The organism is Pseudomonas sp. D1-1, from assembly GCF_051132225.1.
In the GTDB taxonomy this organism is placed as follows: Bacteria; Pseudomonadota; Gammaproteobacteria; order Pseudomonadales; family Pseudomonadaceae; genus Aquipseudomonas.
This window is the reverse complement of the sequence record NZ_CP071676.1, coordinates 5,261,923-5,275,030: the sequence shown is the minus strand read 5'-3', so window position 1 is coordinate 5,275,030 and position 13,108 is coordinate 5,261,923. Positions and strand designations below refer to the sequence as shown.

Sequence of the window (13,108 nt, the reverse complement as noted above, 5' to 3'; positions counted from 1 at the left end):
TAGCGTCGCAAGACAACAGTGGAGCTAGTAGATGGCAACTATCAACCAGCTGGTACGTCAGCCGCGTAAGCGTATCGTCGAGAAATCCGACGTGCCTGCGCTGCAGAACTGCCCGCAACGTCGTGGCGTATGCACCCGTGTGTATACCACCACGCCGAAAAAACCTAACTCGGCACTGCGTAAAGTATGCCGTGTGCGCCTGACCAACGGTTTCGAGGTTTCCTCGTACATCGGCGGTGAAGGCCACAACCTGCAAGAGCACAGCGTGGTACTGATCCGCGGCGGTCGTGTAAAAGACTTGCCAGGTGTTCGTTACCACACCGTCCGCGGTTCTTTGGATACTTCCGGCGTCAAAGGTCGTAACCAGGGTCGTTCGAAGTACGGTACCAAGCGTCCGAAGTAATCGGTCGTTTTGCAGTTTTTCATTTTTATTGAGTCGATAAGAGTAAGGTCGGGCAAGCGTGAGCTGTCCCGGGCTAACCTGAAGACCGCTTGAGGGCTTATCATGCCAAGACGTCGCGTAGCAGCCAAACGTGAGATTCTGGACGATCCGAAATACGGAAGCCAGATCCTCGCCAAGTTCATGAACCACGTTATGGAGAGCGGCAAGAAAGCCGTTGCCGAGCGTATTGTTTATGGCGCACTGGACAAAGTTAAGGAACGCAAGAACAGCGATCCCCTGGAAATCTTCGAGAAAGCTCTCGACGCCATCGCTCCGCTGGTCGAAGTGAAGTCGCGCCGTGTAGGCGGTGCTACTTACCAGGTTCCGGTCGAAGTTCGTCCTTCCCGTCGTAACGCCCTGGCAATGCGCTGGCTGGTAGACTTCGCCCGCAAGCGCGGCGAGAAGTCCATGGCTCTGCGTTTGGCTGGTGAACTGTTGGACGCTGCTGAAGGTAAAGGTGCTGCAGTTAAGAAGCGTGAAGACGTGCACCGTATGGCTGAAGCCAACAAGGCTTTCTCGCACTACCGCTTCTAATTTTAGCGTCACTCAATTTGCGAGGGCTTTATGGCTCGTACTACACCGATTAATCGCTACCGTAACATCGGTATCGTTGCTCACGTGGATGCTGGTAAGACCACCACCACCGAGCGCGTCCTTTTTTACACCGGCAAAAGTCACAAAATGGGCGAGGTGCATGACGGCGCCGCGACCACAGACTGGATGGTGCAGGAGCAGGAGCGTGGTATTACCATTACTTCTGCTGCTATCACCGCCTTCTGGAAAGGTTCCGAGAAGCAGTACCCGCACGAGCATCGCTTCAACGTAATCGATACCCCGGGCCACGTAGACTTCACCATTGAAGTTGAACGTTCCCTGCGTGTACTCGACGGCGCGGTCGTTGTGTTCTGCGGTACTTCGGGTGTTGAGCCTCAGTCGGAAACCGTATGGCGTCAGGCCAACAAATACGGCGTTCCACGTCTTGTTTACGTAAACAAGATGGACCGTGCTGGTGCCAACTTCCTGCGCGTGATCGCTCAGATCAAGCAGCGTCTGGGTCACACTCCGGTGCCGATCCAGTTGGCTATCGGTTCCGAAGACAACTTCCAGGGTCAGATCGATCTGATCAACATGCAAGCTGTCTACTGGAACGATTCCGACAAGGGCATGGTTCCTGTTCGCAAGGACATTCCTGCTGAATTGCTGGAAGAAGCCGAGAAGTGGCGCGGCAACATGGTCGAGGCTGCGGCCGAAGCCAACGAAGAGCTGATGAACAAGTACCTCGAGGGTGAAGAACTCACCAACGAGGAAATCAAGGCCGCTCTGCGTCAGCGTACTATCGCTGGTGAGATCGTTCTGGCTGTTTGTGGTTCTTCCTTCAAGAACAAGGGTGTTCCCCTGGTTCTCGACGCCGTTATCGATTTCCTGCCTGCTCCAACCGACATTCCCGCTATCAAGGGTTCCAACCCGGATAACGAGGAAGAGGAAATGGAGCGTCACGCAAGTGACGACGAGCCGTTCGCGGCTTTGGCATTCAAGATCGCTACCGACCCATTCGTGGGTACCTTGACCTTTGTTCGGGTTTACTCGGGCGTGTTGGCCTCCGGCGACGGCGTGATCAACTCGGTCAAAGGCAAGAAAGAGCGTGTGGGTCGTATGGTGCAGATGCACGCAAACGCCCGTGAAGAAATCAAGGAAGTACGCGCTGGTGACATCGCGGCCTTGATCGGCATGAAGGACGTCACCACTGGCGAAACCTTGTGCAACGCTGACAAGCCAATCATCCTGGTTCGCATGGACTTCCCGGAGCCGGTTATTTCGGTTGCCGTTGAGCCCAAGACCAAGGATGACCAGGAAAAAATGGGTATCGCTCTGGGCAAACTTGCTCAGGAAGACCCGTCTTTCCGCGTCAAGACTGATGAAGAGACTGGTCAGACGATCATCTCCGGCATGGGCGAGCTGCACCTGGACATCCTGGTTGACCGGATGCGCCGTGAGTTCAACGTCGAAGCCAACATCGGCAAGCCTCAGGTTTCCTATCGTGAGCGCATCACGAAGAACTGTGAAATCGAAGGCAAGTTCGTTCGCCAATCCGGCGGTCGTGGCCAGTTCGGTCACTGCTGGATCCGTTTTGCACCGGCTGACGAAGGTCAGGAAGGTCTGCAATTCGTGAACGAAGTCGTAGGTGGTGTTGTTCCTAAGGAATACATCCCGGCGATCCAGAAGGGTATCGAAGAGCAGATGAAGAACGGCGTTGTTGCCGGCTATCCGCTGATCGGCCTGAAGGCAACAGTGTTTGATGGTTCTTACCACGACGTCGACTCCAACGAGATGGCGTTCAAGGTGGCTGCTTCCATGGCAACCAAGCAACTGGCCCAGAAGGGCGGTGGTGAGTTGCTCGAGCCGATCATGGCAGTAGAAGTCGTTACGCCTGAAGACTACATGGGTGATGTCATGGGCGACCTTAACCGTCGTCGTGGCATGATTCTGGGTATGGAAGATACGGTTTCCGGCAAGGTTATCCGCGCCGAGGTTCCGTTGGGTGAAATGTTCGGTTACGCGACCGACGTTCGTTCCATGTCTCAGGGTCGCGCAAGCTACTCTATGGAATTCAAAAAATACAATACAGCTCCGTCGCATATCGTCGAGACTGTTACTAAAAAGCAAGGCTGATTCAGCCCTTTAGGCAAGGAGTTAATTGTCGTGGCTAAAGAAAAATTTGATCGTTCCCTACCGCACGTCAACGTTGGCACCATTGGTCACGTTGACCACGGTAAAACCACTCTGACCGCTGCTCTGACTCGCGTCTGCTCCGAAGTTTTCGGTTCGGCCGTTGTTGCTTTCGACAAAATCGACAGCGCTCCGGAAGAAAAGGCTCGTGGTATCACCATCAACACCGCGCACGTTGAGTACAACTCTTCGATTCGTCACTACGCTCACGTTGACTGCCCAGGTCACGCTGACTATGTGAAGAACATGATCACCGGTGCTGCCCAGATGGACGGCGCGATCCTGGTTTGCTCGGCCGCCGATGGTCCGATGCCACAAACCCGTGAGCACATCCTGCTGTCCCGTCAGGTAGGCGTTCCGTACATCGTTGTCTTCCTGAACAAGGCTGACATGGTTGACGACGCTGAGCTGCTGGAACTGGTTGAGATGGAAGTGCGCGATCTGCTGAGCACTTACGACTTCCCAGGTGATGACACCCCAATCATCATCGGTTCGGCTCTGATGGCTCTGAACGGCCAGGACGACAACGAAATGGGTACCACCGCTGTGAAGCGTCTGGTAGAAACTCTGGACAGCTACATCCCAGAGCCAGTTCGTGTTATCGACAAGCCGTTCCTGATGCCTATCGAAGACGTATTCTCGATCTCCGGTCGCGGTACTGTTGTGACTGGTCGTATCGAGCGCGGTATCGTCAAGGTTCAGGATCCGCTGGAAATCGTAGGTCTGCGTGACACCACCGTCACCACCTGCACCGGTGTTGAAATGTTCCGTAAGCTGCTCGACGAAGGTCGTGCTGGCGAGAACTGCGGCGTTCTGCTGCGTGGTACCAAGCGTGACGACGTTGAGCGTGGCCAGGTTCTGGTTAAGCCGGGTTCGGTCAAGCCGCACACCAAGTTCGAAGCTGAAGTGTACGTTCTGAGCAAAGAAGAAGGCGGTCGTCACACTCCGTTCTTCAAAGGCTACCGTCCACAGTTCTACTTCCGGACCACTGACGTGACCGGTAACTGCGAGCTGCCGGAAGGCGTTGAAATGGTAATGCCAGGCGATAACATCAAAATGGTTGTCACCCTGATCAAAACCATCGCAATGGAAGACGGTCTGCGTTTCGCTATCCGTGAAGGCGGTCGTACCGTCGGCGCTGGCGTCGTAGCCAAAATCATCGAGTAAGACTCTCTTGTAGAGTTGACTCGGTGAGTTGAAAAGCCCCCGCTTAGCGGGGGCTTTTTTATTGGGTTGACACCTATCGGGGGCGTCTATAGAATTGCGCCTCCTTTTAACGGGCGTATTGCGCCCGGTGGGAATAGCAGCCGGAGTCTGAAATCCAATGCAAAATCAGCAAATCCGTATCAGGTTGAAGGCTTTTGACCATCGCCTGATCGACCAATCCACCCAGGAAATCGTGGAAACCGCGAAACGTACTGGTGCTCAAGTGCGTGGTCCAATTCCACTGCCTACCCGTAAAGAGCGGTTCACCGTTCTGGTCTCCCCGCACGTCAACAAAGACGCGCGTGACCAGTACGAGATCCGTACTCATAAGCGCGTTCTGGACATCGTCCAGCCAACGGATAAAACCGTTGATGCTCTTATGAAGCTCGATCTTGCGGCCGGTGTGGAAGTGCAGATCAGCCTCGGCTAAGACTCGGTCTTAGTCGTGTAACGCTCTGAAATGGGCGGCCATAGCGGGTGAAAGCCCCGTACACTCATGAGGTTTACAACATGACTATTGGTGTAGTCGGTCGTAAATGCGGTATGACCCGTATTTTCACCGAAGAAGGTGTCTCCATTCCGGTCACGGTCATTGAGATCGAGCCGAATCGCGTCACCCAGTTCAAAACTGAAGAGATCGATGGCTATCGTGCAGTGCAAGTCACTGTCGGCGAGCGTCGTGCTTCGCGTGTAACAGCTGCTCAAGCTGGCCACTTCGCCAAGGCGAACGTTGCCGCTGGTCGTACCGTAATGGAATTCCGCCTTGAAGAAGGCGATTACCAGGCCGGCGATCTGATCAACGCTGAAATCTTCGCCGCTGGCCAACTGGTTGATGTAACCGGTCAGTCCAAGGGTAAAGGCTTCCAGGGTACGATCAAGCGTTGGAACTTCCGCGGGCAAGATAACACCCACGGTAACTCCGTATCCCACCGCGTTCCAGGCTCTATCGGCCAGTGCCAGACTCCTGGTCGTGTATTCAAGGGCAAAAAAATGTCCGGTCATATGGGCGCCGAGCGCGTGACCGTGCAGTCCCTCGAAGTAGTGCGCGTGGACGCTGAACGCAATCTGTTGTTGGTCAAGGGCGCTGTTCCTGGCGCTACTGGCGGCAACTTGGTTGTACGTCCAGCAGCCAAGGCTCGCGGTTAAGGGGAAGCTGACATGCAATTAAATGTAAATGACGCTCAAGCGATCGAAGTTTCCGAACTGACATTTGGCGGCGAATTCAACGAGACGCTGGTTCACCAAGCAGTCGTGGCCTACATGGCCGGCGGCCGTCAAGGTAGCAAGCAGCAAAAGACCCGTTCCGACGTTTCTGGTGGCGGTAAGCGCCCATGGCGTCAGAAAGGTACTGGCCGTGCTCGTGCCGGTACTATCCGTAGCCCAATCTGGCGTGGCGGCGGTACCACTTTCGCAGCTCGTCCTCAGGATCACTCCCAGAAGCTGAACAAGAAGATGTATCGCGCAGCAATGCGTTCCATCCTTGCTGAGCTGGTGCGTACTGATCGTCTGGTCGTGGTTCAGGACTTCGCTGTTGAAGCACCGAAAACCAAAGATCTGCTGAACAAGCTGAATGGCATGGGCCTGACTGACGTCCTGATCGTGTCTGACGCTGTTGATCAGAACCTGTACCTGGCTGCTCGCAACCTGCCACACGTCGATGTCCGTGACGTGCAGGGTTCCGATCCGGTCAGTCTGATCGCATACGACAAGGTGTTGATCACCGTGTCGGCCGTGAAGAAATTCGAGGAGCTGCTGGGATGAACCAGGAACGCGTATTTAAAGTTCTGCTTGGCCCGCACGTTTCCGAGAAGGCTACGGTTCTGGCAGACAAGAAAGGCCAGTTCGTTTTCAAGGTTGCAACCGATGCAACCAAGCTGGAAATCAAGAAGGCCGTCGAAAGCCTGTTCAGCGTGAAAGTAGAGCGCGTTACTACCCTGAACGTTCTGGGTAAGAGCAAGCGCACTGCTCGCGGTCTGGGCAAGCGTAATGACTGGAAGAAGGCAGTTATCTCCCTTCAGCCAGGCCAAGATCTCGATTTCAGCAGCAGTGCTGAGTAAGGAAGGGGTGCATCATGGCAATCGTTAAATGCAAACCGACTTCCCCTGGCCGCCGTTTTGTGGTCAAGGTGGTCAACCAGGAGCTGCATAAAGGCGCTCCTCACGCACCGCTGCTCGAGAAAAAATCGAAGTCTGGTGGTCGTAACAACAATGGCCGTATTACCACTCGTCACATTGGTGGTGGTCATAAGCAGCATTATCGTCTGGTCGACTTCCGTCGCAACGACAAGGATGGCATCGCTGCCACCGTCGAGCGTATCGAATACGATCCAAACCGTACTGCTCACATCGCTCTGCTGCTGTACGCAGATGGCGAGCGTCGCTACATCATCGCCCCTAAAGGCGTGAGTGCTGGCGACCAGCTGATCGCAGGTGCTCTGGCACCGATCAAGCCGGGCAACGCTCTGCAACTGCGCAACATTCCAGTTGGTAGCACCGTACACGGCATCGAATTGAAGCCAGGTAAAGGCGCGCAAATCGCTCGTTCCGCTGGTGCTTCGGCTCAGCTGATCGCTCGTGAAGGTGTCTACGTGACCCTGCGTCTGCGTTCTGGTGAGATGCGTAAAGTCCTGGCTGAATGCCGTGCGACCCTGGGCGAAGTCTCGAACTCCGAGCACAGCCTGCGTTCGTTGGGTAAAGCTGGTGCCAAGCGCTGGCGTGGCGTTCGCCCAACCGTTCGTGGTGTTGCCATGAACCCGGTTGACCACCCACATGGTGGTGGTGAAGGTCGTACCTCTGGTGGTCGTCATCCGGTATCGCCATGGGGCTTCCCGACTAAGGGCGCGAAGACTCGTGGTAATAAGCGTACCGACAAAATGATCGTCCGTCGTCGCAAGTAAATAGAGGGATACGACAGTGCCACGTTCTCTGAAAAAAGGTCCTTTTATTGATCTTCACCTACTGAAGAAGATCGAAGTGGCGGCGGAAAAGAACGATCGCAAACCAGTTAAGACCTGGTCGCGTCGTTCGATGATCCTGCCACAGATGGTCGGTCTGACCATCGCTGTACACAACGGTCGCCAGCACGTCCCAGTTCTCGTGAACGAAGACATGGTCGGCCACAAACTGGGCGAGTTCGCCGGTACCCGCACATATCGTGGGCACGTGGCTGACAAGAAAGCCAAGCGTTAAGGGGTAAGGAAATGGAAGTAGCCGCTAAGTTGTCGGGCGCTCGAATCTCCGCCCAGAAAGCCCGCTTGGTCGCCGACCAGATCCGCGGGAAGAAGGTGGGCGAAGCGCTCAACCTGTTGGCTTTCAGCAGTAAGAAAGCCGCCGAGATCATGAAAAAAGTGCTGGAGTCGGCCGTAGCCAACGCCGAGCATAACGAAGGCGCAGACGTTGATGACCTGAAGGTCAGCACCGTTTTCGTCAACGAAGGGCGTTCGCTGAAGCGCATCATGCCACGTGCCAAAGGCCGTGCTGATCGCATCGTCAAGCGGTCTTGCCATATCACTGTCAAGGTTGCTGACAAGTAACGGAGTCGAAGAGATGGGTCAGAAAGTACATCCCATTGGCATTCGCCTGGGAATCGTCAAGGAGCACACCTCCGTCTGGTACGCAGACGGTCGGACTTATGCGGACTACTTGTTCGCTGATCTGAAGGTGCGTGAGTATCTCCAAGACAAACTAAAAAGCGCGTCCGTCAGCCGTATCGATATCCATCGTCCGGCTCAGACTGCACGTATCACCATCCACACCGCTCGTCCAGGTATCGTTATCGGGAAGAAAGGTGAAGATGTTGAGAAACTGCGTCAGGACCTGACCAAGCAAATGGGTGTGCCTGTGCACATCAATATCGAAGAGATCCGCAAGCCGGAGCTCGACGGTATGCTGGTTGCGCAGAGCGTAGCTCAGCAGCTGGAGCGTCGCGTAATGTTCCGTCGCGCTATGAAGCGCGCTGTACAGAACGCCATGCGCATTGGTGCCAAAGGCATCAAAATCCAAGTGAGCGGTCGTCTCGGCGGTGCTGAAATCGCACGTACTGAATGGTATCGCGAAGGTCGTGTGCCATTGCACACCCTGCGTGCCGACATCGACTATGCCAACTACGAAGCTCACACCACTTACGGTGTGATCGGTGTAAAGGTTTGGATCTTCAAAGGCGAAGTAATTGGTGGTCGCCAAGAAGAACTGAAACCACAAGCACCAGCGCCTCGTAAAAAAGCTGCTAAGTAAGGGGTACGCCAAATGTTGCAACCAAAGCGTACGAAGTTCCGCAAGCAGATGACCGGTCACAACCGTGGCCTGGCATTGCGCGGTAGCAAAGTCAGCTTCGGCGAGTTCGCGCTGAAGTCTGTTGCTCGTGGTCGTCTCACCGCTCGTCAGATCGAGTCAGCGCGTCGTGCTCTGACCCGTCACGTAAAACGTGGCGGCAAGATCTGGATCCGTGTATTCCCGGACAAGCCTGTCACCAAGAAGCCACTCGAAGTTCGGATGGGTAAAGGTAAGGGTAACGTGGAGTACTGGGTTGCCCAGATTCAGCCAGGCAAAGTCCTGTATGAAATCGAGGGTGTTTCTGAAGAGCTGGCGCGTGAGGCTTTCGCCCTGGCTGCTGCAAAGCTGCCGCTCGCCACCTCCTTTGTTAAACGGACGGTGATGTGATGAAAGCGAATGAACTTCGTGAAAAATCAGCACAGCAGCTGAACGAGCAACTGCTCGGCCTGCTGCGCGACCAGTTCAATCTGCGTATGCAGAAGGCAACTGGCCAGTTGGGGCAGTCTCATCTGCTCTCGCAAGTTAAGCGTGACATCGCTCGCGTGAAAACTGTGCTCAACCAGCAGGCAGGTAAGTAATCATGGCTGAAGCCGAAAAAACTGTCCGTACGCTGACTGGCCGTGTTGTCAGCGACAAGATGGACAAAACCATCACCGTTCTGATCGAGCGTCGCGTTAAGCACCCGATCTACGGTAAATACGTTAAGCGTTCGACTAAGCTGCACGCGCACGACGAAACCAATCAGTGCCACATCGGCGACAAAGTCACTATTCGTGAAACTCGTCCGATGGCCAAGACCAAGTCTTGGGCGCTGGTTGATGTTCTCGAACGCGCTGTGGAAGTCTAAGGGCTAGGGGTCGGAGAAATTATATGATTCAGACTCAATCCATGCTCGATGTGGCCGATAACAGCGGCGCTCGCCGTGTTATGTGCATCAAGGTGCTGGGTGGCTCCCATCGTCGTTACGCTGGTATCGGTGACATCATCAAAGTTACCGTCAAGGAAGCAATTCCTCGCGGTAAGGTGAAGAAAGGTCAAGTGATGACTGCTGTTGTAGTCCGCACTCGCCATGGTGTTCGTCGTGCTGACGGCTCCATCATCCGCTTTGATGGCAACGCTGCTGTTCTGCTGAACAACAAGCAAGAGCCAATCGGCACCCGTATCTTTGGGCCAGTGACCCGTGAACTTCGTACTGAGAAGTTCATGAAGATCGTCTCGCTCGCCCCAGAAGTGCTGTAAGGAGATCCGACATGCAAAAGATTCGTCGTGACGACGAGATCATCGTGATCGCCGGCAAAGACAAAGGTAAGCGCGGTAAGGTGCTTAAGGTTCTCGCTAACAACCGTCTGGTTATTGGCGGTCTGAACCTGGTCAAGCGTCATACCAAGCCTAACCCGATGTCGGGCGTGCAGGGCGGTATCGTCGAAAAAGAAGCTCCACTGGATGCTTCTAACGTCGCCATTTTCAACGGCGAAACCAACAAGGCTGACCGCGTTGGTTTCAAAGTAGAAGACGGCAAGAAAATTCGTGTCTTCAAGTCGACCCAAAAAGCGGTTGATGCTTGAACACTGCTAGGTAGATGAGACCATGGCACGACTAAAAGAGATTTACCGGAAGGAAATCGCACCGAAGCTTAAGGAAGAACTTAAGCTTTCGAACGTGATGGAAGTTCCGCGCGTTACCAAAATCACCCTGAACATGGGTCTGGGCGAAGCGATCGGCGACAAAAAAGTCATCGAGCACGCTGTAGCTGACCTGGAAAAGATCACCGGTCAGAAAGTCGTTGTGACTTACGCTCGGAAATCCATCGCTGGCTTCAAAGTCCGTGAAGGTTGGCCGATCGGCGTCAAGGTGACCCTGCGCCGTGAGCGTATGTACGAGTTCCTGGATCGTCTGCTGTCGATCTCCCTGCCTCGGGTTCGCGACTTCCGCGGCCTGAATGCCAAGTCCTTCGATGGTCGTGGCAACTACAGCATGGGCGTGAAAGAGCAGATCATCTTCCCGGAAATCGATTACGACAAGATCGACGCTCTCCGCGGTCTGGACATTACCCTGACCACCACTGCTCGGACGGATGAAGAAGGTCGCGCACTGCTGCGTGCTTTCAAATTCCCGTTCCGCAACTGATTGGAGTAGGACAATGGCCAAGAAGAGCATGAAGAACCGTGAGCTGAAGCGTCAGCTCACCGTTGCCAAGTACGCCACCAAGCGTGCAGCGCTGAAAGCTATCATCGTTGATCTGAACGCAAGTCCAGAAGCGCGTTGGGAAGCTACCGTAGCACTGCAGAAGCAGCCACGTGACGCCAGCGCTTCGCGCATGCGTAACCGCTGCCGCCTGACTGGTCGTCCGCACGGCGTGTACCGCAAGTTCGGCCTCGGCCGTAACATGCTGCGTCAAGCTGCAATGCGTGGTGACGTTCCAGGTCTGGTCAAGGCCAGCTGGTAAGCACTGTCAAAGTCGCGGCGGTCGGTATCGCAAGATCCTGACCGCCGGTGACCTTGAACTTGAATCAAGCCCCTTTTGGGGCTTGATTCATTTGTGGGGTGTGTCTAGAATACCCGGCTCGCCTGAGCCCGTGTTTTTATTGCACGGATGCGCTCGGCGACACGTACTAGCCGAAAGGCTAATTTTTTGTGTATTAGGAGCGTCTAGCCCATGAGTATGCAGGACCCGTTAGCGGACATGCTAACTCGTATCCGTAATGCCCAGATGGCTGAAAAGTCCGTCGTAAGCATGCCATCTTCTACGTTGAAGGTAGCTGTTGCCAAAGTCCTGAAGGACGAAGGTTACATTGCGGGTTATCAGATCAGCAGCGAAATCAAGCCTCTGCTGTCCATCGAGCTTAAGTACTTCGAAGGCCGTCCGGTCATCGAGGAAGTGAAGCGCGTTAGCCGTCCAGGCCTGCGTCAGTACAAGTCCGTCGATGATCTGCCAAAAGTTCGTGGCGGTCTCGGTGTGTCTATCGTCTCCACCAACAAAGGTGTGATGACGGATCGTGCTGCGCGCGCTGCCGGTGTCGGCGGCGAAGTTCTTTGCACTGTGTTCTAAGGGGGGATAAGCATGTCACGCGTCGCTAAGAACCCCGTTAAGCTGCCAGCCGGTGTCGAAGTCAAATTCGCAGGCCAACAGCTTTCGGTGAAGGGTGCCAAGGGCACTCTGCAACTGAACATCCATTCGTCCGTTGAGATCGTTGAAGAAGCTGGTGAGCTGCGTTTCGCTGCTCGCAATGGCGATCAACAGACTCGCGCAATGGCTGGTACCACTCGTGCGTTGGTAAACAACATGGTCCAAGGCGTAAGCCAAGGCTTCGAGCGCAAGCTCCAGCTGGTCGGTGTTGGTTACAAAGCGCAAGCAAAAGGCACAGTGCTGAACCTGGCTCTTGGCTTCTCGCACCCAGTGGATTATGAACTGCCGGAAGGCATCACCGCTGAGACTCCTAGCCAGACCGATATCCTGATCAAGGGCATCGACAAGCAGCTGGTAGGTCAAGTGGCCGCCGAGATCCGCGACTTCCGTCCACCAGAGCCGTACAAAGGCAAAGGTGTGCGCTACGCGGACGAAGTCGTCCGTCGTAAAGAAGCCAAGAAGAAGTAGGGCATAGCAAATGACCGACAAAAAAGTTACTCGACTGCGTCGCGCTCGCAAAGCACGCCTGAAAATGCACGAACTCGAAGTCGTGCGTCTCTGCGTGTTCCGCTCGTCGCAGCACATCTACGCCCAGGTCATTTCGGCCGACGGCAACAAAGTCCTGGCAAGTGCCTCGACTTTGGATAAAGAACTGCGTGATGGCGCCACTGGCAACATCGACGCGGCCACTAAGGTTGGCCAGCTGGTCGCTACGCGTGCTAAAGCCGCTGGCGTCTCGCAGGTGGCTTTCGACCGCTCTGGCTTCAAGTACCACGGCCGCGTCAAGGCGCTGGCTGATGCTGCTCGTGAAGCTGGGCTGGAGTTCTAAGTTATGTCAAATAACGACCAAAAGCGCGACGAAGGCTACATCGAGAAGCTGGTTCAAGTTAACCGCGTAGCCAAAACCGTTAAAGGCGGCCGTATCTTCACTTTCACCGCGTTGACCGTGGTAGGTGATGGTAAAGGGCGTGTTGGCTTCGGCCGTGGCAAGTCGCGTGAAGTGCCTGCTGCGATCCAGAAGGCAATGGAAGCTGCTCGCCGCAACATGATCCAGGTTGATCTGAACGGCACCACCCTGCAGTACGCAATGAAGTCTGCCCATGGCGCTTCGAAGGTGTACATGCAGCCTGCTTCTGAAGGTACCGGTATCATCGCTGGCGGCGCTATGCGTGCTGTCCTCGAAGTTGCTGGCGTTCAGAACGTTCTGGCCAAGTGCTACGGCTCGACTAACCCGGTAAACGTGGTTCACGCCACCTTCAAGGGTTTGAAAGCAATGCAGTCTCCTGAATCCATTGCCGCCAAGCGTGGCAAAAGCGTCAAGGAGATCTTCTGATC

General features: G+C 54.9%; 23 protein-coding genes. All 23 read left to right on the top strand.

Annotation, left to right across the window (positions count from 1 at the left end; translation table 11 throughout):
* The first annotated feature begins 31 nt into the window (after positions 1-31).
* Positions 32-403: a 30S ribosomal protein S12 gene (gene rpsL / locus J3P86_RS23860; RefSeq protein ID WP_003186084.1), complete on the top strand. Its 372-nt coding sequence runs from the start codon at positions 32-34 to the stop codon at positions 401-403.
* 102 nt (positions 404-505) lie between these two features.
* A complete protein-coding gene (gene rpsG, locus J3P86_RS23855) occupies positions 506-976 on the top strand; it encodes a 30S ribosomal protein S7 (RefSeq protein WP_003186074.1) in 471 nt (156 codons plus the stop codon).
* A gap of 30 nt (positions 977-1,006) precedes the next feature.
* Positions 1,007-3,112 carry an elongation factor G gene (gene fusA, locus J3P86_RS23850; protein WP_053125865.1) on the top strand — a complete coding sequence of 702 codons (2,106 nt, stop codon included), beginning with the start codon at positions 1,007-1,009 and terminating at the stop codon, positions 3,110-3,112.
* A 30-nt stretch (positions 3,113-3,142) separates the two neighbouring features.
* A complete protein-coding gene (gene tuf, locus J3P86_RS23845; protein ID WP_003186071.1) occupies positions 3,143-4,336 on the top strand; it encodes an elongation factor Tu in 1,194 nt (397 codons plus the stop codon).
* A gap of 157 nt (positions 4,337-4,493) precedes the next feature.
* Complete coding sequence (rpsJ, locus tag J3P86_RS23840; RefSeq protein WP_003186070.1) at positions 4,494-4,805, top strand: 30S ribosomal protein S10; 312 nt, start codon at positions 4,494-4,496, stop codon at positions 4,803-4,805.
* Between the two features lie 80 nt (positions 4,806-4,885).
* Entirely contained in the window at positions 4,886-5,521 is a 636-nt protein-coding gene (rplC, locus tag J3P86_RS23835; RefSeq protein WP_434698991.1) for a 50S ribosomal protein L3, read from the top strand.
* Positions 5,522-5,533: 12 nt separating this feature from the next.
* A complete protein-coding gene (rplD, locus tag J3P86_RS23830; protein WP_003186057.1) occupies positions 5,534-6,136 on the top strand; it encodes a 50S ribosomal protein L4 in 603 nt (200 codons plus the stop codon).
* The gene (gene rplW / locus J3P86_RS23825; RefSeq protein ID WP_002555488.1) at positions 6,133-6,432 is read left to right on the top strand and encodes a 50S ribosomal protein L23; all 300 of its coding nucleotides are present in this window, start codon (positions 6,133-6,135) and stop codon (positions 6,430-6,432) included. The genes rplD and rplW overlap by 4 nt, the downstream gene beginning before the upstream one ends.
* 14 nt (positions 6,433-6,446) lie before the next feature.
* The gene (gene rplB / locus J3P86_RS23820; RefSeq protein WP_003186055.1) at positions 6,447-7,271 is read left to right on the top strand and encodes a 50S ribosomal protein L2; all 825 of its coding nucleotides are present in this window, start codon (positions 6,447-6,449) and stop codon (positions 7,269-7,271) included.
* A gap of 16 nt (positions 7,272-7,287) precedes the next feature.
* Entirely contained in the window at positions 7,288-7,563 is a 276-nt protein-coding gene (rpsS, locus tag J3P86_RS23815) for a 30S ribosomal protein S19 (RefSeq protein WP_002555486.1), read from the top strand.
* An 11-nt stretch (positions 7,564-7,574) separates the two neighbouring features.
* Positions 7,575-7,907: a 50S ribosomal protein L22 gene (gene rplV, locus J3P86_RS23810; RefSeq protein WP_003103908.1), complete on the top strand. Its 333-nt coding sequence runs from the start codon at positions 7,575-7,577 to the stop codon at positions 7,905-7,907.
* 13 nt (positions 7,908-7,920) lie between these two features.
* The gene (gene rpsC, locus J3P86_RS23805; protein WP_003176422.1) at positions 7,921-8,607 is read left to right on the top strand and encodes a 30S ribosomal protein S3; all 687 of its coding nucleotides are present in this window, start codon (positions 7,921-7,923) and stop codon (positions 8,605-8,607) included.
* A gap of 12 nt (positions 8,608-8,619) precedes the next feature.
* A complete protein-coding gene (gene rplP, locus J3P86_RS23800; protein WP_003186052.1) occupies positions 8,620-9,033 on the top strand; it encodes a 50S ribosomal protein L16 in 414 nt (137 codons plus the stop codon).
* Positions 9,033-9,224: a 50S ribosomal protein L29 gene (rpmC, locus tag J3P86_RS23795; protein WP_002555481.1), complete on the top strand. Its 192-nt coding sequence runs from the start codon at positions 9,033-9,035 to the stop codon at positions 9,222-9,224. Before rplP ends, rpmC begins: the two co-directional genes overlap by 1 nt.
* Before the next feature lie 2 nt (positions 9,225-9,226).
* Positions 9,227-9,493, top strand: coding sequence for a 30S ribosomal protein S17 (rpsQ, locus tag J3P86_RS23790; protein ID WP_003194644.1), 267 nt, complete (start codon positions 9,227-9,229; stop codon positions 9,491-9,493).
* Between the two features lie 23 nt (positions 9,494-9,516).
* A complete protein-coding gene (rplN, locus tag J3P86_RS23785; RefSeq protein WP_002555479.1) occupies positions 9,517-9,885 on the top strand; it encodes a 50S ribosomal protein L14 in 369 nt (122 codons plus the stop codon).
* An 11-nt stretch (positions 9,886-9,896) separates the two neighbouring features.
* The gene (gene rplX / locus J3P86_RS23780) at positions 9,897-10,211 is read left to right on the top strand and encodes a 50S ribosomal protein L24 (protein WP_003176416.1); all 315 of its coding nucleotides are present in this window, start codon (positions 9,897-9,899) and stop codon (positions 10,209-10,211) included.
* A 22-nt stretch (positions 10,212-10,233) separates the two neighbouring features.
* Complete coding sequence (gene rplE, locus J3P86_RS23775) at positions 10,234-10,773, top strand: 50S ribosomal protein L5 (protein ID WP_030140492.1); 540 nt, start codon at positions 10,234-10,236, stop codon at positions 10,771-10,773.
* Between the two features lie 13 nt (positions 10,774-10,786).
* Complete coding sequence (rpsN, locus tag J3P86_RS23770) at positions 10,787-11,092, top strand: 30S ribosomal protein S14 (RefSeq protein ID WP_003186042.1); 306 nt, start codon at positions 10,787-10,789, stop codon at positions 11,090-11,092.
* A gap of 210 nt (positions 11,093-11,302) precedes the next feature.
* Positions 11,303-11,695 (top strand): 30S ribosomal protein S8, encoded by a 393-nt coding sequence (rpsH, locus tag J3P86_RS23765; RefSeq protein WP_003186040.1) that lies wholly within the window; start codon positions 11,303-11,305, stop codon positions 11,693-11,695.
* Between the two features lie 12 nt (positions 11,696-11,707).
* On the top strand, positions 11,708-12,241 hold the full coding sequence (rplF, locus tag J3P86_RS23760; RefSeq protein ID WP_003186039.1) for a 50S ribosomal protein L6: 534 nt from the start codon (positions 11,708-11,710) through the stop codon (positions 12,239-12,241).
* A gap of 10 nt (positions 12,242-12,251) precedes the next feature.
* Positions 12,252-12,602: a 50S ribosomal protein L18 gene (gene rplR / locus J3P86_RS23755; protein WP_003186037.1), complete on the top strand. Its 351-nt coding sequence runs from the start codon at positions 12,252-12,254 to the stop codon at positions 12,600-12,602.
* A gap of 3 nt (positions 12,603-12,605) precedes the next feature.
* Positions 12,606-13,106, top strand: coding sequence for a 30S ribosomal protein S5 (gene rpsE / locus J3P86_RS23750; protein ID WP_003186035.1), 501 nt, complete (start codon positions 12,606-12,608; stop codon positions 13,104-13,106).
* Positions 13,107-13,108: the final 2 nt, after the last annotated feature.